Raw genomic sequence first — 19,028 nt, forward strand, 5'->3', positions numbered from 1 at the left:
GTAATATTTGGCACCAAATATTAAAAAGTTGTAGTATATTTTTTTGCAAGGAAGTAATAAGGTGGAATAAAAAATGGCAGACAACTATAAGAAGCCGTCCAAGGAACTAGACCGTATCGACCGCAACATTCTTAATGAACTGCAGAAAGACGGTCGTATTTCGAACGTTGAACTTTCAAAACGTGTAGGACTTTCTCCAACGCCGTGTTTGGAGCGTGTGCGTCGCTTAGAGCGTCAAGGTTACATCACAGGGTACACTGCGCTATTAAACCCGCAGTTCCTCGATGCATCACTATTGGTATTCGTAGAAATTACGTTGAACCGTGGTGCACCAGATGTGTTCGAGCAGTTTAACGCAGCTGTTCAAAAACTAGACGACATCCAAGAGTGTCATCTTGTATCAGGTGATTTCGACTATCTTCTAAAGACCCGTGTATCTGATATGGGTGCTTACCGTCGACTACTAGGCGATACGTTACTACGTCTTCCTGGCGTAAATGACACTCGTACGTACGTCGTTATGGAAGAAGTGAAGCAAACTAACCAGCTTGTGATTAAAACTCGTTAAATTCTTGCAAAGAAAGCGGTAAATGCTTCCGCTTTCTCCATAGAGTAATTGGGTTTTTCTCTTTGATATGGTTAAATCAATTTACCGAGCGGCTTTGTGCCGCTCGGAATGTTTTGCTTATTCCTAATTCATTTCCATATTCAAGTTGATTTATGTTCAAAGAGAACGCAAAGAAAGTCGAAACCATTATCAAAACCAGTGAAGAGCCTCAGTCTTCACGTCTAAATGGCTTCCAACGCTTAAAAGAGTGCTGCTTTATCGTTGGCGTTCTTAGCTCGGTATTGTTGGCCGTTGCATTATTTACCTTTAGCCCAGCTGATCCGTCTTGGTCCCAAACTGCTTGGGGGGGAGAGATCAATAACGCTGGTGGCTTGTTCGGCGCTTGGTTAGCCGACACGCTATTCTTTACCTTTGGTTCCCTTGCGTACCCACTGCCATTCCTGTTGACAGCAGGAGCATGGGTGATTTGCCGTAAGCGTTCTGAAGACGATCCTATCGACCTTATGTTGTGGGGTACTCGTCTACTTGGGTTAGTTATCCTCATTCTCACCAGTTGTGGTCTTGCTGATATTAACTTTGACGACATTTGGTATTTCTCATCTGGTGGTGTCGTTGGTGACGTACTAACCAGTCTATCCTTACCTACACTCAATGTGTTGGGTACAACGCTTGTGCTTCTTTTCCTATGGGGAGCCGGCTTTACTCTGTTTACCGGTATTTCTTGGCTGAAGATTGTCGAATGGTTAGGTGACCGTGCGCTTGGCTTAGTTGCTGCTGTTACTAATAAAGCTCGTGGTACTGAGCAAGAAACGCTAGAGCCTCAATTAGACGAGTTAGCTGAGGACCGAGTCGTGAGTAAGCGCGGTCAAGATGATCTTGAAGATGAACCTCTGCCGCACCTTACGGCTTATGATGTAGAAGAGCCGAAAGAAGAGGCGCCTGCACATGAATACCCGATCTACATGCCTCAATCTGCAGCGGAACAACCGAAACAGCAGTTTACGACACAACCTATAGCGCAGCCAACGCCTCAACCAGCGGTTGTGAATGCAGCACCACTACAATCTCAAGTTCAGCATCAGGCTCAAGAGCAAGCTCAATCTCAATCAGTTGAGCCTGTTCGAGCAGTGAACACAGACAACGTGGATCCGACGGTTGAGCGTACTAAGCAACTGAATGTCACCATTGAGGAGCTAGAAGCGGCAGCGCAACAAGCTGACGACTGGGCTGATGAAACGCCACAAGTTCAAGTATCACAAGCCCAAGAGCCAGTGGTTGCACCTATTGTGGCTCAGCCTGAAGCGCCACAGTCCGTTGCTCAAGAACCAGCTCCACAGCAAGTTGATCATCAACAAGCGCTGCAAGAACCGTTTGTGGCACCTGAACCAGCGGTCTTTGAACAGGTCGAGAATGAGCCAAGCTACGATGAGTATGCTCAGTATGAAGCAGATCAGGCTCAACAGCCCCAAGTTGTTCAAGAACAAGCATTGGTTCACGCGCCAATCGAACAGCCAACTACAGAGCAACCTCTACATGAAGAGCCTGTAATTAACGCTGCAGCTTTGGATAACATTGCAGAACAAACAGAGCCAAGCCAGCACATCGAGCCAACGATTTCGAACTTTGATGTCTTGGATGAAGAAGATGATTACCAAGCGCAGCAACCTGTACAGCAAGCTCAGCCTACACATGTTGAGCCGCAACAACCTGTTTCTCAGCCTGTACAACCGCCGGCTATACAAGAACAACCCATGCAGCACCAAGCTGCGCCTCAGCCGGTAGCACCAGCGCCTCAAGATGTCGAGGTAGAAGAGGTTCAAGAAGGTGACCAAGACGTAGCGGCGTTCCAAAACTTGGTTTCGAGCGCTCAAGCGAAAGTGGCTGCTCAGCAAAACCCATTCTTGGTACAACAAGAGCAAAACTTGCCAGTACCAGCAGAGCCATTGCCAACGCTAGAATTGCTTTACCACCCAGAGAAACGCGACAACTTTATCGACCGCGACGCTTTGGAGGAGGTGGCTCGTTTGGTTGAAACCAAACTTGCAGATTACAAGATTAAAGCTGATGTAGTCGGTATTTACCCAGGTCCTGTTATCACTCGATTCGAGCTTGATTTGGCTCCGGGCGTAAAAGTGAGCCGTATTTCAGGTTTGTCTATGGACTTGGCTCGTGCATTGTCAGCAATGGCAGTACGTGTTGTCGAAGTTATTCCAGGCAAACCGTATGTGGGTCTAGAGTTGCCTAATATGAGCCGCCAAACCGTGTTCCTGTCTGATGTAATCAACAGTCCTCAATTTGAACAAGCAACCTCGCCGACAACAGTCGTTCTTGGTCAAGATATTGCTGGTGAAGCGGTTATTGCTGATATTGCGAAGATGCCTCACGTGTTAGTTGCGGGTACGACTGGTTCTGGTAAGTCGGTGGGTGTGAACGTCATGATCTTGAGTATGCTGTATAAAGCATCGCCTGAAGATCTGCGTTTCATCATGATCGACCCGAAAATGTTGGAACTTTCAATCTACGAAGGTATTCCTCATCTTCTTTCTGAAGTTGTAACGGACATGAAAGACGCGTCTAACGCGCTACGTTGGTGTGTTGGCGAGATGGAACGCCGTTATAAACTGATGTCGGCATTGGGCGTCCGTAATGTCAAAGGCTTCAACGAGAAGTTGAAGATGGCAGCAGAAGCGGGTCACCCAATTCATGACCCATTCTGGCAAGAAGGCGACAGCATGGACACTGAGCCACCGTTGCTAGAGAAACTGCCTTACATCGTTGTGGTTGTCGACGAATTTGCCGACCTAATGATGGTGGTAGGTAAGAAGGTTGAAGAACTGATTGCTCGTTTGGCACAGAAAGCGCGTGCGGCTGGTATTCACTTGATCCTTGCGACGCAGCGCCCATCGGTTGACGTTATTACCGGTCTGATTAAAGCGAACATTCCAACGCGTGTGGCATTTACAGTATCTACTAAGACTGACTCGCGCACGATTCTTGACCAAGGCGGTGCAGAATCACTACTCGGTATGGGTGACATGCTTTACCTACCTCCGGGTTCAAGCCATACAATCCGTGTTCACGGTGCGTTTGCGTCGGATGATGATGTTCACGCTGTTGTTAACAACTGGAAAGCGCGTGGTAAGCCTAATTACATCGACGAAATCATCAGTGGTGACCAAGGTCCAGAAAGTCTGCTTCCGGGTGAACAGATGGAATCGGATGAAGAAGTGGACCCATTGTTCGATCAAGTCGTAGAGCATGTGGTTCAATCTCGTCGTGGGTCGGTTTCTGGCGTACAACGTCGATTCAAGATTGGTTACAACCGAGCGGCTCGAATTGTTGAGCAGCTTGAAGCGCAAGGCATCGTAAGTGCTCCGGGTCATAACGGTAACCGTGAAGTACTGGCTCCTGCGCCACCAAAAGATTAATGAACTTGTGTTACTCACCTCAGTCCAACTGAGGTGAGTGGTTCTAACAATAGGTATCTGAATGAAAAAACTATTTTCAGCGAAACTTTTCTCTGCGCTTGTTTTAAGCTTTTCTCTCTTCTCTACTGCACATGCCGCGTCTCCTAAAGATGAATTAAACAAACGCCTGTCTATGAATGATGGCTTCAGTGCGGATTTCTCACAGCAAGTAATCAGCCCAGAAGGTGAAACAGTCATGGAAGGGGAAGGTACGGTTGAAATTGCTCGTCCAAGCCTGTTTCGCTGGAGCACGACATTCCCTGACGAAAACTTGCTGGTCTCTGATGGTAAAACACTGTGGTACTACAGCCCATTCATTGAACAAGTCAGCATCTACTGGCAAGAACAAGCAACAGAGCAAACGCCATTTGTTTTGCTAACGCGTAACCGCGCAAGTGATTGGGATAACTACAAGATTTCTCAAAAGGGTGACGAGTTCACCCTCATTCCTACCGCAGTAGACTCCACACAAGGTCAATTCCAGATTAATATTGATGCAAAAGGTGTGGTGAAAGGCTTTAACGTAGTTGAGCAAGATGGTCAGAAGGGGCTGTTCAGCTTTAGCAACGTGAAGCTTGGCAAACCAAAAGCAGACAGATTCACCTTCACAATCCCAGATGGCGTGGAAGTGGATGATCAAAGGAATTAATTGGTAGTGAGCAATTACACATTAGATTTCTCGGGGGACGAAGATTTTCGTCCCCTTGCTGCTCGTATGAGACCGGAAACGATCGAACAGTACATCGGTCAGCAGCACATTTTAGGTCCCGGTAAGCCACTACGCCGTGCGCTAGAGGCTGGTCATATTCACTCTATGATCCTTTGGGGACCGCCAGGCACAGGTAAGACGACGTTGGCAGAAGTGGCAGCAAACTATGCCAATGCTGAAGTTGAGCGCGTGTCTGCCGTGACGTCTGGTGTGAAAGAAATCCGTGCAGCAATCGAGAAAGCACGTGAGAACAAAATGGCGGGTCGCCGCACCATCTTATTTGTGGATGAGGTGCATCGCTTCAACAAATCTCAGCAAGACGCGTTTTTGCCGCATATTGAAGATGGCACAGTTACCTTTATTGGAGCGACGACAGAAAACCCATCGTTTGAGCTAAACAACGCATTGCTGTCACGTGCACGTGTGTACAAGCTAACATCTCTCGACAAAGATGAAATCTCGTTGGCGTTAAACCAAGCCATTAGCGATAAAGAACGTGGGCTGGGTAATACGCCAGCACACTTCGCTGATAACGTATTAGACCGCCTAGCAGAACTGGTAAACGGTGATGCTCGTATGTCTCTCAATTATCTTGAGCTGCTATACGACATGGCAGAAGACAATGCACAAGGTGAAAAAGAGATCACACTTAAGTTGCTTGCGGAAGTAGCAGGGGAGAAAGTCTCTCGCTTCGATAACAAAGGCGACATTTGGTACGACTTAATCTCTGCTGTACACAAGTCGATTCGTGGCTCTAACCCTGATGCCGCGCTTTACTGGGCTGCACGTATGATCGCAGCAGGTTGCGACCCTTTGTACATTGCTCGCCGCCTACTGGCGATTGCCTCTGAAGATGTGGGTAATGCTGACCCTCGCGCAATGCAAGTGGCACTTTCCGCTTGGGATTGCTTTACTCGTGTTGGTCCGGCAGAAGGTGAGCGCGCTATTGCACAGGCGATCGTGTACTTAGCGTGTGCGCCAAAAAGTAATGCGGTATACGTGGCGTGGAAACAAGCGCTCACAGATGCTCATAACTTGCCTGAATATGAAGTGCCGCATCACCTTCGAAATGCACCGACCAGTTTGATGAAAGACATGGGTTATGGGGCAGAGTATCGTTACGCGCACGATGAGCCTGGCGCTTACGCCGCAGGTGAGCAATATTTGCCGCCTGAAATGGGTGATCGTAGGTACTATCAGCCGACAAATCGTGGTCTAGAGACCAAAATCGGCGAAAAGTTAGATTACTTGGCTACTTTAGACGCAAATAGCCCACAAAAGCGCTATGAAAAGTAGGCGTTTTTGGATACATTTATTGCGTAAATTTTTTTAACGCGTACGCCTTGGAAAGTGCGCGTGATTTCACAACAAAAAGCATAGGATTAACAATGCTGGATTCTAAATTACTTCGTACAGAGCTGGATGAAACAGCTGCTAAACTGGCGCGTCGTGGCTTTAAGCTAGACGTAGAGACTATTCGTAAACTTGAAGAACAACGTAAGTCCATTCAAGTAGAAGTTGAAAATTTACAATCCACGCGTAACTCCATCTCCAAACAAATCGGCCAAAAAATGGCGGCTGGTGACAAAGAAGGCGCAGAAGAGATCAAGAAACAAATCGGTACACTAGGTAGCGATCTTGATGCGAAGAAAGTTGAACTTGAGCAAGTAATGGCTCAGCTAGACGAATTCACGCTTTCTGTACCAAATATCCCAGCAGATGAAGTGCCAGATGGCAAAGATGAGAACGATAACGTAGAAATCTCTCGTTGGGGTGAGCCAAAATCTTACGACTTCGAACTGAAAGATCACGTTGACCTAGGCGAAATGGGTGACGGTCTAGACTTCGCAAGTGCAGTTAAGATCACTGGCGCACGTTTCATCGTGATGAAAGGTCAATTTGCTCGTCTACACCGTGCAATCGCTCAGTTCATGCTAGATCTTCACACAGAAGAACACGGCTACACTGAAATGTACGTACCTTACCTAGTAAACTCTGACAGCCTATTCGGTACCGGTCAGCTTCCTAAGTTTGGTAAAGATCTTTTCCACACTGAGCCGCTAGTAGAAAAAGTAAACGACGAAGAGCCACGTAAACTGTCTCTAATTCCTACTGCAGAAGTGCCAGTAACGAACCTAGTTCGTGACACGATTTCTGACGAAGCGGATCTACCACTTAAGATGACGGCTCACACACCATGTTTCCGTTCTGAAGCCGGTTCTTACGGTCGTGATACTCGTGGTCTGATTCGTATGCACCAGTTCGACAAAGTTGAGCTAGTACAAATCACTAAACCAGAAGATTCAATGAACGCGCTAGAAGAGCTAACCGGTCATGCTGAGAAAGTTCTACAGCTTCTTGAACTTCCTTACCGTAAAGTGGTTCTGTGTACAGGTGACATGGGCTTCGGCGCTCGTAAAACTTACGACCTAGAAGTGTGGGTTCCTGCTCAAGAAACTTACCGTGAAATCTCTTCATGTTCTAACATGTGGGACTTCCAAGCTCGTCGTATGCAAGCGCGTTTCCGTCGTAAAGGCGAGAAGAAACCTGAGCTTGTACACACGCTAAATGGTTCTGGTCTAGCGGTTGGTCGTACCATGGTTGCTATCCTAGAAAACAACCAAGAAGCAGACGGTCGCATTGCAATCCCTACAGTACTTCAGAAGTACATGGCGGGCGCAACGCACATCGGTTAATTCATTGACCATTAGAACACCAAAACCCAGCCTTAGTGCTGGGTTTTTTGTTATCTGCGTCGAGTGAAAATACGTTGTTATGTAAATGTAGGATGAGGTATTGCATAGTTAGCCCAAATTATTAAAACCAGCCCCTAATGACATTTTTCTAAGCTTCATTGAGCGTGACAAGCTCCTCCAAAAGATAAAGAGGAGGTACTTTCATGGCTTCAATAAGAATAAGCGGCTCTGTTGGCTTGGGTGGTAAAAATGTGGATGGTGACATTCGTACGGTACAAAGGTCTATTAACCAATTGCTTGGTTCTTTAAAGGGAGTAAAGGAACTTAAAGTGGATGGGAAACTAGGCTCTAGACCGGAAAACTCCAAAACTGTCGGCGCAATTAAAGCTTTTCAGAAAAACCTTGTTGGGATGGCTCGTCCAGATGGAAGGATAGATGTGAATGGAAGAAGCCATCGTAAGCTGAATGATTATTTAAAACGAACACCTGAGACTGCGGTGGCATATACGTTACCTTTGGTTGGCTCAAGAGATGCGTTGACGGACTTGGATTATCGCAAAGTAGCTGAAACTCTTGGATGCGAAGTCGCTGCTATTAAAGCTGTAGCGGAAGTTGAGAGCCGAGGAGAAGCCTACTTTAGCAATGGTAAGCCAAAGATTTTGTTTGAGGCTCATATATTTTCGAGACTCACTTCAAGAGCCTACGATAACAGTCATCCAAGTATTTCAAGTCGGCATTGGAATCGAAGTCTTTATGTCGGTGGTATCTCAGAATACGTACGTTTAAATAAAGCGATTGAACTGAATTCAAATGCAGCAATCCGTTCCGCATCTTGGGGACGTTTCCAAATTATGGGCTTTAATTTCAAGTTAGCTGGTCATGTTACCGCTGAATCCTTTGTTAAAGCTGTATTCGAGTCGGAGAAGAAACAACTTGAGGCTTTTGTTACGTTTATCCAAAAGTCTGGCTTAGGTGAGCATATAAGAGATAAAAATTGGGCTGCCTTTGCTCATGGTTACAATGGTTCTGAGTATCAGAAAAATCAATACGACGTCAAATTAGAAAAGGCTTACAAAAAATATGCTTCGATTAAAAATGCTGCGTAACATTTCTTTGCTTGGACTTATTTTTAGTTCATCTGCTTGTGCTTCCAGCCACACTAATACTGCGCTATTTAAGTGTGATGCTTCACATCCTAACCGTCTAGAAATATCAATAGAAAACATAAACAGTCAGGTTCTACTGTCGGAGCTTAGCTTAGGGGGGAGCAGTATTGAAAGATCATTAGTTATAAAGGACTTTAAATTAGACCAGTATCATCGAGCGTTGGTAGATGAGAAGTCACTGGAATTTAGTATTGGTGAGCGCGTCATATTGGTTAGTGAGTACTTTAGCGAGGAGTTTGATGAGGTAGAGAAGATACTCAGTGTTACTTTGAGAGAGCCTGAGCAAACGCAGCATTTTGAATGCGAGGAAGGGAGTATGAGTAACCTTGCATTGCTTTTCCATGAGAGCGCCGAATAATCGATTACAGAGTAATTATTACTAAAACGTAATAGTGTTTTCGAATTTACCCTAATTATCTTGTTATTTGTAATCGATATAATCATCCACCTTACCACGGTAAGTAGATTTTCTCATTCAAGTAACGAGGAGGGCTTATGGCCGTAGGGTGGGCAAACGACGATAGCGTCAGCCAACAAATTCAAAACACAATAGACGACGAGATTTCCCGTATTCGTGGCAGTATCACAAAGGGTGAGAGCGCCCATTACTGCGATGAGTGTGGTGATGAGATCCCAGAAGCGCGTCGTCTTGCAATGAAAGGCGTTCGTCTTTGTATCGAATGCCAGTCAACGATCGAATTGGTGTCGCGACGCCAAGCACTGTTCAATCGACGTGCGAGTAAAGACAGTCAACTTCGATAGCTTTCCTTGAGTCAATGACAAGAAAACGGTTTGAGTAGCAATTCAAACCGTTCTTATTTGTCTCTTTGTCACAGTGTCCTGCGTTAACCGAGAACGAATTAAGCGAAGCAATCTTCGCGTTGCAAAGCAGCATCAATCGCATTAACCAACTTTTCAATTTCGTCTGGTTTGCTGATAAACGGTGGCATCATATAAATCAGTTTGCCAAATGGACGAATCCAAACACCGTGCTCAACAAAGAGAGCTTGGATGGTTTCCATATTTACTGGGCTATACGTTTCCACAACGCCAATAGCACCTAGCCAACGGGTGCTTTTCACCAAGTCGTATGTTTCAAGTTTTGGCAGCAACTCGGAAAACAGCGTTTCAATTTGTTGGGTTTGTTGCTGCCAATTACCTTGCTCAATCAATTCCAAACTTGCGGTGGCAACAGCACAGGCGAGCGGGTTACCCATAAAGGTTGGACCGTGCATAAAACACCCAGCATCACCGCCACAAACGGTATCTGCGACGTGTTTGCTAGCTAGGGTTGCTGAGAGGGTCATGTAGCCTCCAGTGAGCGCTTTACCGACACACAGAATGTCTGGTTGAATATCTGCATGTTCGCAGGCAAACAATTTGCCAGTGCGTCCAAACCCGGTTGCGATCTCATCTGCAATCAATAACAAGCCGTATTTGTCGCAAAGCTTACGCACACCTCTGAGAAATTCTGGATGGTAGATGCGCATTCCACCTGCGCCTTGAACAATAGGTTCTAGGATCACCGCAGCAAGTTCTTGATGGTGCGTCTCTATCTTTTGCTCGAAGTCAGTAAGGTCTTCTGATTTCCATTCATCCCAATAACCACAAGTTGGTGACTCCGCAAAGATATGTTCAGGCAAAAAGCCTTTGTAGAGAGAATGCATTGAGTTGTCAGGATCGGTAACCGACATTGCCGCAAAAGTATCGCCGTGATAACCGTGTCGTAAAGTGAGAAACTTTGGTCGGTGTTCGCCCCTGGCATGCCAATATTGCAGTGCCATCTTCAAGCTCACTTCTACGGCAACGGAGCCAGAATCAGCAAGAAAGACATGTTCAAGGTTACTTGGTGCGAGGGACAGCAGTTTCTTACACAAATTGATTGCTGGTTGATGGGTAATCCCGCCAAACATCACATGAGAGACCTGCTCGATTTGCTGGTGAGCCGCTTGATTTAAGTGCGGATGATTATAACCGTGGATTGTCGACCACCAAGAAGACATCCCGTCTATAAGCTCAGTGCCATCTTCCAATTTAATACGCACTCCATTTGCTGATGCAACTGGGTAGCAGGTCAGAGGTGTCAACGTCGAAGTATAAGGATGCCAGATATGCTGGCGGTCGAAGGCGAGATCCATGTGCTATTCCAATAATAATTGAGTTTAAAAAATAACCAAATGTAAACTTTGTTGTTTTATGTTGTGTTGACAGTTTATCGAGACTCAGTAGACTGTCAACACAACAAAAAAAGTGATTAAAGGAATACACGTGGAAGTTCGTCATAACTGGACGCATGCTGAAGTGCGCGATCTCATGGAAAAACCATTCATGGATCTCCTATTCGAAGCGCAGCTTGTTCATCGTCAATATCAACAAACCAACCATGTTCAAGTAAGCACGCTTTTGTCGATTAAGACAGGTGCTTGTCCAGAAGATTGTAAGTACTGTCCTCAGAGTGCTCGCTACACCACAGACATTGAAAAAGAACGTTTGATGGAAGTTGAGCGTGTGCTCGACGCTGCACAAAAAGCGAAAAACGCTGGCTCGACCCGCTTCTGTATGGGGGCTGCGTGGAAAAACCCGAAAGAGCGCGACATGCCACATTTGACCGATATGATCAAAGGTGTGAAAGACATGGGGTTAGAAACCTGTATGACGTTAGGTATGTTAACGCCAGATCAAGCTAAGCAATTGGCTACTGCAGGTCTGGATTACTACAACCATAACCTCGATACCTCACCTGAGTTCTATGGCAACATCATTACCACACGTACTTACCAAGACCGCTTAGACACGCTTTCTCACGTTCGTGATGCAGGTATGAAAATTTGTTCTGGCGGTATCATTGGTATGGGTGAAAGTGCACATGACCGAGCAGGTTTGTTGGTTGAATTGGCTAACTTGCCAGTGCATCCTGAAAGTGTACCAATCAACATGCTAGTAAAGGTGAAGGGCACACCACTCGAAGAAGTTGATGACGTTGAACCGTTCGATTTTATTCGTTTGATCGCCATTGCCAGAATCATGATGCCTCAATCCGCAGTCCGTTTATCGGCTGGTCGTGAAAACATGAACGAACAAATGCAAACGCTTTGCTTTATGGCCGGCGCTAACTCTGTTTTTTATGGCTGCAAGCTTCTAACTACACCAAACCCTTCTGAAGACAAAGACATGATGTTGTTTAAGAAGCTTGGCATTAACAGCCAAGAGGTGTCTCAAAAACCTGATGAAATCGAAGAAAACGAGCTACTCGATCGCGTCGTAGAGCGCGTTGCTGCTCGCCCGACAAAAGACGATCTTTTCTACGATGCCAGCGTTTAAATCTCGTATCGAATCCGCTCTTGCTGAGCGTAAAACGCGAGGGCTGAGTCGTTCCATGAATGTGGTGTTTGCTGGTAACCAATCAATTTTGGAGCACGAAGGCAGACGTTACATCAATTTCTCAAGTAATGATTATTTGGGCTTGGCAAATGACCAAGCACTTGTCCGTGCTTGGCAGCAAGGCTTGAGCGTATATGGCAGTGGCAGCGGTGCTTCTCCAATGGTTACGGGGTTTAGTGCGGCGCATGGCAATTTAGAGGCGGCGCTAACTGAATGGCTGGGCTACGAGAGGGCAATCCTATTTGGCTCTGGTTTCAGTGCTAACCAAGCGCTGCTATTTACTCTGCTAGAAAAATCAGACGTATTGCTCCAAGACCGTTTGAACCATGCCTCTTTGATGGAGGCTGGTGTGTTGTCACCAGCTAAAATGAAGCGCTTCAAACATAACGATATCGAGCACCTTTCATCACTCATAAGCGCTGAAGATAACAATCTTGTGGTTACCGAAGGGGTGTTCAGCATGGACGGTGACTGTGCCCCACTTGCTGATATCGCTGATGTCACCAGTAATCATGATGCATGGCTTGCTATAGACGACGCTCATGGTATCGGTGTTCTCGGGGAATCTGGCGGTGGCTCATGTGAATTGGCGGCGGTTAAGCCCGAGATATTGATCGTGACCTTTGGCAAAGCATTTGGAATGTCTGGTGCAGCCATTTTATGTGATCGCGCAACGGGGGATTTTTTAACTCAATTTGCTCGTCACCATGTGTATTCTACGGCGATACCTCCAGCACAAGCCTATGCGCTGACGCATGCTGTCTCGATGATTCAAGAGCAGTCGTGGCGGCGTGAAAAACTGACAGAATTGGGGGAAGTGTATGGAGACAATCTCAGTGATCTTGACGGTTTTGTTGAGACTCAAACATCGATTAAGCCGTTTTTGATTGGTGAATCTGATTTGGCTTTGCAAGTTGCAGGTGCTTGTCGTCAGAACGGTATTTGGGTGACGGCTATTCGTCCTCCGACGGTACCGAAAGGGACGTCTCGTCTTCGAATTACGCTTACTGCTAATCATACTAATGAACAAGTTAAAACGCTTTCAATGGCATTGAAGCAAGCATTAGGAGCGCTGTAATGGATAATGCAACTTCCGCTTTAGCACAAATGGTCGCATTAGAGAGCTTTCACCAAGATAAGGATGCGATTGCCTCTTCATTTGGTAAAGCTGCAGAAACATACGATAAACATGCAGCGTTTCAACGCGACGTTGGACATCGGTTACTTAATAAGCTCCCTACAAATTTAACCGGCAAGCGTGTGTTAGATTTAGGATGTGGCACTGGCTACTTTTCTCAGCTTCTTCAGCAGCGGGGCGCAGAAGTAGTGTGCGGTGACATTTCTCAAGCCATGTTAGATAAAGCAAAGCAACGTTGTGGTTCTGAATACATGCATTATCAGTTGGCTGATGCTGAAAACTTGCCTTTTGATGATGAAAGCTACGACTACGTGTTTTCTAGTTTGGCTTTACAATGGTGTACAGATTTGAGTTACCCATTAAGAGAAATACGTCGTGTCTTAAAAGTGGGGGGAAGCGGGTGTTTCTCTACGCTAGTCGATGGCTCGCTTTATGAGTTGCGTGAGGCTTGGTCAAAAATTGATACATATCAACACGTGAATAACTTTATTACCCACAATCAGGTAAAAATTGCGTTAGCGCAATCTTGGTGCCACAACCATCATCTAGACTTGACCCCCATCACAGTTTGGTACGATTCAGCGTTTTCTGTCATGCGTGATCTCAAAGGCATTGGTGCAAATCACGTAAGCGGGCGCTCACATGGTCTGACGAGCCGTCGCACTTTGTTGCAGGTTGAGCGCGCGTACCAAGCATTTAGAAACGATCAAGGTCTTCTACCTGCAAGTTATCAGGTTTGTTTTGGAGTCATAGTTAAATGATTGATGCATTTTTTATTGCTGGTACGGATACTGATGTAGGAAAAACGGTAGCGTCTAAAGCTATTTTGCAAGCACTTGGTGCAAAAGGGCTTAACACCATTGGTTACAAGCCAGTGGCAGCAGGAAGCGACAAGACGGCGGAAGGTTGGCGTAACTCGGATGCATTGCATCTGCAGAAAGCGGCGACACTCGATATCGCATACGACGATGTAAACCCATACGCTTTGGAATTACCTGCTTCTCCTCACATCGCCGCTAAACATGAACATGTAGAAATTAAATACGAAGTACTGAGCGAGAAATTGGCTCAACACAAAGAGCAATCTGACATTGTTCTAGTGGAAGGTGCTGGTGGCTGGCGTGTGCCTGTGTCTGATACAGACAGCTTGTCGACTTGGGTACAGCAAGAGCAGTTACCTGTCGTATTGGTTGTAGGTATTAAGCTGGGTTGTTTGAGTCATGCATTGCTCACCGCTGAAATCATCAAAGCTGATGGTTTAAATCTAGTCGGCTGGGTGGCAAATCGCGTGAATCCGGGCACAGAGCACTATGCAGAAATCATCGATATGTTGGAAGAACGTCTAGACGCGCCAAAACTCGGTGAGATCCCGTACATCCCAAGTGCTAAACGTAAAGAGTTAGGCAAATACATCAACGTTGAACCGTTGCTGAACGTATAAGTAATAAGGTTTTAGTTAAAACCAAAAGGGCTGCGAAATGCAGCCCTTTTTTCGTGTAAACCTTTGTGTCTAATCGTAAGATTCGACGTTCAGTTTATTTCTCTTGGCTAAGCCCCATCAACGCCTGTTGTGTTTCTGCAACGCGCTTTGACATTTGAGCATCGGTTGAAATACCTAGTTGTTGCTTTGCCTCATCCTCTGAGATACCCAGGTGACAACAAAGTAGATCGATAGCCATTTGATAGTCGTTAGTTTCTACCATGATTTTTCCCTCAAGACATGGAAGTTTGGAGCTGCTTAATTGTCCTAAAAGCTAACCCCGTTTCGTTCATCTAACCCGAATCTAGCACGTACAGATAGTCGCACAATAAGACCAAAGTCTATACTCGGTCTAAAGTGCTGATTTAAGAGTGTAAAAAGGTGTGTATACCCAAGTGACTTCAAGATGCAGGATTCAGAGCGTTGTCATTGATTCGAGTTCAAGGAAAACAACACCGCGCAATAGCCAGCTCTTTCCAAGTTGTTTGACGCAGAAATCGAGGCAATGACACGCTCCCGAAGGGCGAGTTGTCTTGGCTTGTATACTTTGTTGCCGATTCTTGATTTAGAGTGACTAGATCTTTAAATCGTCGCCGCGTCTACAAACCAAGTCATTCTCGCTGAACCTAGCATCTCGAGGTTACTTGGGTATATTATTTCAGTCTCGAAAACAAATGTTGCAATTTATTGCTTAACCTTGTTTTTATCGCGGATAGACTATATCTATAACGCAACGGAGCACGAAACTAAGCGGAATCAGCTTTTCAAGCGTTCTGTTACTTATAAAAACCTGTTCCATATAATAATCCGTTTAAAAAACATCTGTTTTAAAAAACGATAAGCTTCCTCGGAGAAAAGTAATGAAGCGAATTATGTTATTCCTAGCAACTAACCTAGCTGTTGTGCTAGTGCTTAGTGTTGTTCTGAATATTGTTTACGCTGTAACTGGAATGCAACCAGGCAGTCTATCTGGTCTACTTGTGATGGCTGCTGTATTTGGTTTTGGTGGCGCATTTATTTCGTTAATGATGTCTAAGGGCATGGCACTGCGTTCTGTGGGTGGCATGGTCATCGAAAGTCCTCGTAACGAAACAGAGCATTGGCTTCTTGAAACGGTTGGACGTCAAGCTCAGCAAGCTGGCATTGGTATGCCAACTGTTGCAATTTATGATTCTGCGGACATCAACGCATTCGCAACGGGTGCAAAACGCGACGATTCATTGGTTGCAGTTTCTACCGGTCTACTACACAACATGACCCGTGATGAAGCAGAAGCGGTATTGGCGCACGAAGTTAGCCACATCGCTAATGGTGACATGGTAACGATGACGCTAATGCAAGGCGTGGTGAATACGTTTGTTATCTTCCTATCTCGCTTTATCGCAAATATTGTTGCTTCTAACGATGATGAGGAAGGTCAAGGTACCAACATGATGGTTTACTTTGGTGTATCTATGGTACTTGAACTGGTATTCGGGTTCCTAGCAAGTTTCTTAACCATGTGGTACAGCCGCCATCGTGAATTCCACGCAGACGCAGGGGCTGCTCAATTAGTCGGTAAAGAGAAGATGATCGCAGCACTAGAGCGCTTGAAGATGAGTCACGAATCTCAACTAGATGGCACTATGATGGCATTTGGTATTAACGGTAAGCGCTCGATGACAGAACTTCTAATGAGCCACCCACCGTTAGATAAACGTATTGCAGCGCTACGTAGCCAACAATACTAATCACGTTGTAAGCTAACAGTTCAACTTACTGCTAGTTAAAATTTTGAAAAGGCTTGGTTTTTTAACCAAGCCTTTTTTTGTGTCTGTTGATCTCTGCTGAACTTCATCACGTATCACTGTTCAGAAACAAAGTTATACAAAAATATTTTTGTACAACTTTTCATGATTAGTCTATCTTGTACATATGATATTTTTGTACAACTTTTGATGTGGTATAGGAGCAAAGGAATGGACATTCAGTCAGTTGGCAACATATATCAGAAGTTGAGTAAAGCAAACTTGCATTTGCTTGAAGGGGTTTACCACCGAGATGTGGTGTTTGAAGATGCAGCCCATCGATTAGAAGGGTGGCCTGCACTTTCCGATTACTTTCAGTCCTTATACACCAATGTCATTCGCTGTGACTTCGTTATCCATGACCATCAACAAGTCGGAGAAACTGGGTTTCTCACTTGGACGATGGATTTACAACATCCTAAGCTTCAAAAGGGTGCGCCGATATCTGTAAATGGTGTATCCCACCTTAAGTTTTGTGAAGGGCAAGTCATTTACCATCGTGATTATTTTGATTTGGGCGAAATGCTCTACGAGAACCTACCGCTCCTAGGTTCTGTCGTCAAAACCATTAAACAGAGGTTAGGGCAATGAGTGGCTCAGTACTTATCACCGGGGCAACTTCAGGCATTGGCAAACAGCTCGCCTTGGATTATGCCAATGAAGGTTGGAAAGTGATTGCATGTGGTCGTAACGAAGCTGTATTGGCTGAGCTAGAAAAAGGTTCAACCAACATGTCGACTTTACGCTTCGACGTGACTCAGTACGACGAAACAATTCAAGCTCTCTCTCAACTGCCGTTTATCCCTGAAACTTGGATTTTCAATGCCGGTGACTGTGAATACATGGATGATGGCATTGTTGATGCGCAACTCATGGCGCGTGTTATGAACGTTAACGTCGTTGGTGTGGCCAATTGTGTCGAAGCGTGTCAGGGGCAATTTGAACGTGGGCATCGTGTTGTAATTGTCGGGTCAATCGCGTCAGAGGTCGCATTGCCTCGTGCTGAAGCCTACGGCGCTTCAAAAGCAGCCGTCAGTTACTTTGCACGTACGCTAGCCGTCGATTTGAAGAAGAAAGGTATCAAAGTGGTGACGGTGTTCCCTGGCTTTGTCGAAACGCCACTTACTGACAAAAACACGTTTGACATGCCGATGATTGTTTCTGTCAATCAGGCTTCAGCTGCGATTCGAAAACAGTTGGATGCCAACAAAAGCCATATTTATTTCCCGGCGAGATTCACCGGTGTTCTGCGTTTTATCTCGTTGCTTCCGTATAGCTGGCAAGCTCGGCTTACCTCAAAACTCGCATCATAAGAAGGAAGAATCATGAATACGGCAGGAAGAAAAAAAATCGCCATCGTAGGTACAGGGATATCTGGTCTCACATGTGGCTATTACTTACATAAAGAACATGACGTGACGTTGTTTGAAGCGAATGATTACGTTGGTGGTCATACGGCGACTGTTGATGTCAGTCTTGATGGTAAAGAGTATGCAATCGACACTGGGTTTATCGTATACAACGATCGTACATACCCAAACTTCATAGAAATGATGGATGAGATTGGCGTTGAAGGCATTCCTACTCAGATGAGCTTCAGCGTCAGAAACGATGGTAATGGATTGGAATACAACGGACACACTGTATCGACATTGTTTGCTCAAAAACGAAATTGGGCAAATCCAAAGTTCTATCGTTTTATTTTTGAAATCCTTCGCTTCAACAAACTGGCTAAAAGCTTTGCCAATGAACAGTTAACTAATAACCAGACGTTGGGAGCGTTTCTGGATGAGCACAAATTCAGTGCTTTCTTTACCGACAACTACATCTTGCCGATGGGCGCTGCAATTTGGTCGTCGACACTAGCGGATATGCGTGCATTCCCGCTTATGTTTTTCTTACGCTTCTTCCTCAACCACGGTTTGTTGGATATTACAAATCGCCCACAATGGTACGTGGTTAAAGGTGGCTCTCGCTCTTACATTACGCCTCTAACGAAAGGCTATGCCAATGATATTCGTCTAAACAGCCCTGTAGAGAAAGTTATCCGAAATGAAAATGGCGTAGGTGTTCAGGTTCATGGAGAAACACATTGGTTTGATGACGTTATCTTCGCTTGTCACAGTGATCAAGCAATGAGAATGCTAGGAGATATCAGCCAAACCGAGCAGGAAATTCTAGGGGATATGACCTATCAAGCAAACGAGGTTGTACTGCATACAGACACCCGTTTACTCCCAAAACGTAAGGCAGCGTGGGCGTCATGGAATTATCTGCTAGAAGGCAGTGAAGATGAGCAGCAACGACTTCCTTCGCTTACTTACAACATGAATATCCTTCAGCATGTCCAGTCTGAGCATACTTTCTGTGTCACTTTGAACAGTACGGAACAAATCGACCCAAACAAAATCCTACGCTCATTCACTTATCATCACCCTGTGTTTACGACGGAGTCTATCGCTGCACAGCAACGTAAAGACGAAGTGCAAGGTATACAAGGCACATGGTTCTGCGGTGCTTATTGGTACAACGGTTTCCATGAAGATGGTGTCCGTAGCGCACTCGATGTTGTTCAAGGGCTAGAAGAAAAGTACCGCGAGCAAAATGTGGTTCCTTTTGAAAAAGGCGCGGCATGA

18 protein-coding genes are annotated in these 19,028 nt (G+C 45.5%); 16 read left to right on the plus strand and 2 right to left on the minus strand.

The annotated features are described in order from the left end of the window. Positions 1 to 73 precede the first annotated feature (73 nt). The 8 genes from lrp to OH459_RS03195 all read left to right on the plus strand — a co-directional run bounded on the left by lrp (position 74) and on the right by OH459_RS03195 (position 9,368). Entirely contained in the window at positions 74 to 568 is a 495-nt protein-coding gene (lrp, locus tag OH459_RS03160; protein ID WP_005437169.1) for a leucine-responsive transcriptional regulator Lrp, read from the plus strand. A 152-nt stretch (positions 569 to 720) separates the two neighbouring features. Beyond that, positions 721 to 3,996 carry a DNA translocase FtsK 4TM domain-containing protein gene (locus tag OH459_RS03165; protein WP_269985465.1) on the plus strand — a complete coding sequence of 1,092 codons (3,276 nt, stop codon included), beginning with the start codon at positions 721 to 723 and terminating at the stop codon, positions 3,994 to 3,996. 61 nt (positions 3,997 to 4,057) lie between these two features. After that, a complete protein-coding gene (gene lolA / locus OH459_RS03170; RefSeq protein WP_009699192.1) occupies positions 4,058 to 4,684 on the plus strand; it encodes an outer membrane lipoprotein chaperone LolA in 627 nt (208 codons plus the stop codon). Beyond that, positions 4,685 to 6,040, plus strand: coding sequence for a replication-associated recombination protein A (locus OH459_RS03175; RefSeq protein WP_038889531.1), 1,356 nt, complete (start codon positions 4,685 to 4,687; stop codon positions 6,038 to 6,040). A 92-nt stretch (positions 6,041 to 6,132) separates the two neighbouring features. Then, positions 6,133 to 7,440, plus strand: a complete 1,308-nt coding sequence (serS, locus tag OH459_RS03180) for a serine--tRNA ligase (RefSeq protein ID WP_005450806.1) — start codon at positions 6,133 to 6,135, stop codon at positions 7,438 to 7,440. A gap of 203 nt (positions 7,441 to 7,643) precedes the next feature. Next, positions 7,644 to 8,546 carry an N-acetylmuramidase domain-containing protein gene (locus OH459_RS03185; RefSeq protein ID WP_045488171.1) on the plus strand — a complete coding sequence of 301 codons (903 nt, stop codon included), beginning with the start codon at positions 7,644 to 7,646 and terminating at the stop codon, positions 8,544 to 8,546. Beyond that, entirely contained in the window at positions 8,536 to 8,964 is a 429-nt protein-coding gene (locus OH459_RS03190; protein ID WP_017188206.1) for a hypothetical protein, read from the plus strand. The genes OH459_RS03185 and OH459_RS03190 overlap by 11 nt, the downstream gene beginning before the upstream one ends. A 137-nt stretch (positions 8,965 to 9,101) precedes the next feature. After that, positions 9,102 to 9,368, plus strand: a complete 267-nt coding sequence (locus OH459_RS03195; RefSeq protein ID WP_269985476.1) for a DksA/TraR family C4-type zinc finger protein — start codon at positions 9,102 to 9,104, stop codon at positions 9,366 to 9,368. Between the two features lie 98 nt (positions 9,369 to 9,466). Here the strand turns inward: OH459_RS03195 and bioA are convergent, their stop codons facing one another. Beyond that, the gene (gene bioA, locus OH459_RS03200) at positions 9,467 to 10,744 is read right to left on the minus strand and encodes an adenosylmethionine--8-amino-7-oxononanoate transaminase (RefSeq protein WP_050932663.1); all 1,278 of its coding nucleotides are present in this window, start codon (positions 10,742 to 10,744) and stop codon (positions 9,467 to 9,469) included. Between the two features lie 130 nt (positions 10,745 to 10,874). Here bioA and bioB point away from each other — a divergent pair, with 130 nt between their 5' ends. The 4 genes from bioB to bioD are packed head-to-tail and all read left to right on the plus strand — an operon-like array spanning position 10,875 to position 14,566. Then, positions 10,875 to 11,927: a biotin synthase BioB gene (bioB, locus tag OH459_RS03205; protein WP_005450797.1), complete on the plus strand. Its 1,053-nt coding sequence runs from the start codon at positions 10,875 to 10,877 to the stop codon at positions 11,925 to 11,927. After that, entirely contained in the window at positions 11,914 to 13,065 is a 1,152-nt protein-coding gene (bioF, locus tag OH459_RS03210) for an 8-amino-7-oxononanoate synthase (protein WP_269985480.1), read from the plus strand. Before bioB ends, bioF begins: the two co-directional genes overlap by 14 nt. Beyond that, a complete protein-coding gene (gene bioC / locus OH459_RS03215; RefSeq protein WP_050935180.1) occupies positions 13,065 to 13,886 on the plus strand; it encodes a malonyl-ACP O-methyltransferase BioC in 822 nt (273 codons plus the stop codon). Before bioF ends, bioC begins: the two co-directional genes overlap by 1 nt. After that, the gene (gene bioD, locus OH459_RS03220; RefSeq protein WP_009698190.1) at positions 13,883 to 14,566 is read left to right on the plus strand and encodes a dethiobiotin synthase; all 684 of its coding nucleotides are present in this window, start codon (positions 13,883 to 13,885) and stop codon (positions 14,564 to 14,566) included. The genes bioC and bioD overlap by 4 nt, the downstream gene beginning before the upstream one ends. 94 nt (positions 14,567 to 14,660) lie before the next feature. On the opposite strand, the gene OH459_RS03225 is transcribed toward bioD, so the two are convergent. Then, positions 14,661 to 14,828 (minus strand): hypothetical protein, encoded by a 168-nt coding sequence (locus OH459_RS03225; RefSeq protein WP_005450789.1) that lies wholly within the window; start codon positions 14,826 to 14,828, stop codon positions 14,661 to 14,663. A 637-nt stretch (positions 14,829 to 15,465) separates the two neighbouring features. Here OH459_RS03225 and htpX point away from each other — a divergent pair. From htpX to OH459_RS03245, 4 genes are all read left to right on the plus strand, one after another. Continuing rightward, the gene (gene htpX / locus OH459_RS03230; RefSeq protein WP_005450788.1) at positions 15,466 to 16,335 is read left to right on the plus strand and encodes a protease HtpX; all 870 of its coding nucleotides are present in this window, start codon (positions 15,466 to 15,468) and stop codon (positions 16,333 to 16,335) included. 228 nt (positions 16,336 to 16,563) lie between these two features. Further along, entirely contained in the window at positions 16,564 to 16,983 is a 420-nt protein-coding gene (locus tag OH459_RS03235) for a nuclear transport factor 2 family protein (protein ID WP_005450787.1), read from the plus strand. After that, positions 16,980 to 17,705, plus strand: a complete 726-nt coding sequence (locus OH459_RS03240; protein ID WP_017819149.1) for an SDR family oxidoreductase — start codon at positions 16,980 to 16,982, stop codon at positions 17,703 to 17,705. The genes OH459_RS03235 and OH459_RS03240 overlap by 4 nt, the downstream gene beginning before the upstream one ends. A gap of 12 nt (positions 17,706 to 17,717) precedes the next feature. Continuing rightward, positions 17,718 to 19,028 carry an NAD(P)/FAD-dependent oxidoreductase gene (locus OH459_RS03245; protein ID WP_269985488.1) on the plus strand — a complete coding sequence of 437 codons (1,311 nt, stop codon included), beginning with the start codon at positions 17,718 to 17,720 and terminating at the stop codon, positions 19,026 to 19,028.

Origin of the sequence: Vibrio sp. MM46 (assembly GCF_027587135.1) — a bacterium.
In the GTDB taxonomy this organism is placed as follows: Bacteria; Pseudomonadota; Gammaproteobacteria; order Enterobacterales; family Vibrionaceae; genus Vibrio; species Vibrio harveyi.

Coding starts and splice junctions, on each gene's coding strand:
- OH459_RS03185 (WP_045488171.1), top strand. CDS start 7,644: ATGGCTTCAATAAGAATAAGCGGCTCTGTTGGCTTGGGTGGTAAAAAT.
- OH459_RS03225 (WP_005450789.1), bottom strand. CDS start 14,828: ATGGTAGAAACTAACGACTATCAAATGGCTATCGATCTACTTTGTTGT.
- OH459_RS03165 (WP_269985465.1), top strand. CDS start 721: ATGTTCAAAGAGAACGCAAAGAAAGTCGAAACCATTATCAAAACCAGT.
- OH459_RS03190 (WP_017188206.1), top strand. CDS start 8,536: ATGCTGCGTAACATTTCTTTGCTTGGACTTATTTTTAGTTCATCTGCT.
- lrp (WP_005437169.1), top strand. CDS start 74: ATGGCAGACAACTATAAGAAGCCGTCCAAGGAACTAGACCGTATCGAC.
- lolA (WP_009699192.1), top strand. CDS start 4,058: ATGAAAAAACTATTTTCAGCGAAACTTTTCTCTGCGCTTGTTTTAAGC.
- bioA (WP_050932663.1), bottom strand. CDS start 10,744: ATGGATCTCGCCTTCGACCGCCAGCATATCTGGCATCCTTATACTTCG.
- OH459_RS03240 (WP_017819149.1), top strand. CDS start 16,980: ATGAGTGGCTCAGTACTTATCACCGGGGCAACTTCAGGCATTGGCAAA.
- htpX (WP_005450788.1), top strand. CDS start 15,466: ATGAAGCGAATTATGTTATTCCTAGCAACTAACCTAGCTGTTGTGCTA.
- OH459_RS03235 (WP_005450787.1), top strand. CDS start 16,564: ATGGACATTCAGTCAGTTGGCAACATATATCAGAAGTTGAGTAAAGCA.
- bioC (WP_050935180.1), top strand. CDS start 13,065: ATGGATAATGCAACTTCCGCTTTAGCACAAATGGTCGCATTAGAGAGC.
- OH459_RS03195 (WP_269985476.1), top strand. CDS start 9,102: ATGGCCGTAGGGTGGGCAAACGACGATAGCGTCAGCCAACAAATTCAA.
- bioD (WP_009698190.1), top strand. CDS start 13,883: ATGATTGATGCATTTTTTATTGCTGGTACGGATACTGATGTAGGAAAA.
- OH459_RS03245 (WP_269985488.1), top strand. CDS start 17,718: ATGAATACGGCAGGAAGAAAAAAAATCGCCATCGTAGGTACAGGGATA.
- serS (WP_005450806.1), top strand. CDS start 6,133: ATGCTGGATTCTAAATTACTTCGTACAGAGCTGGATGAAACAGCTGCT.
- bioF (WP_269985480.1), top strand. CDS start 11,914: ATGCCAGCGTTTAAATCTCGTATCGAATCCGCTCTTGCTGAGCGTAAA.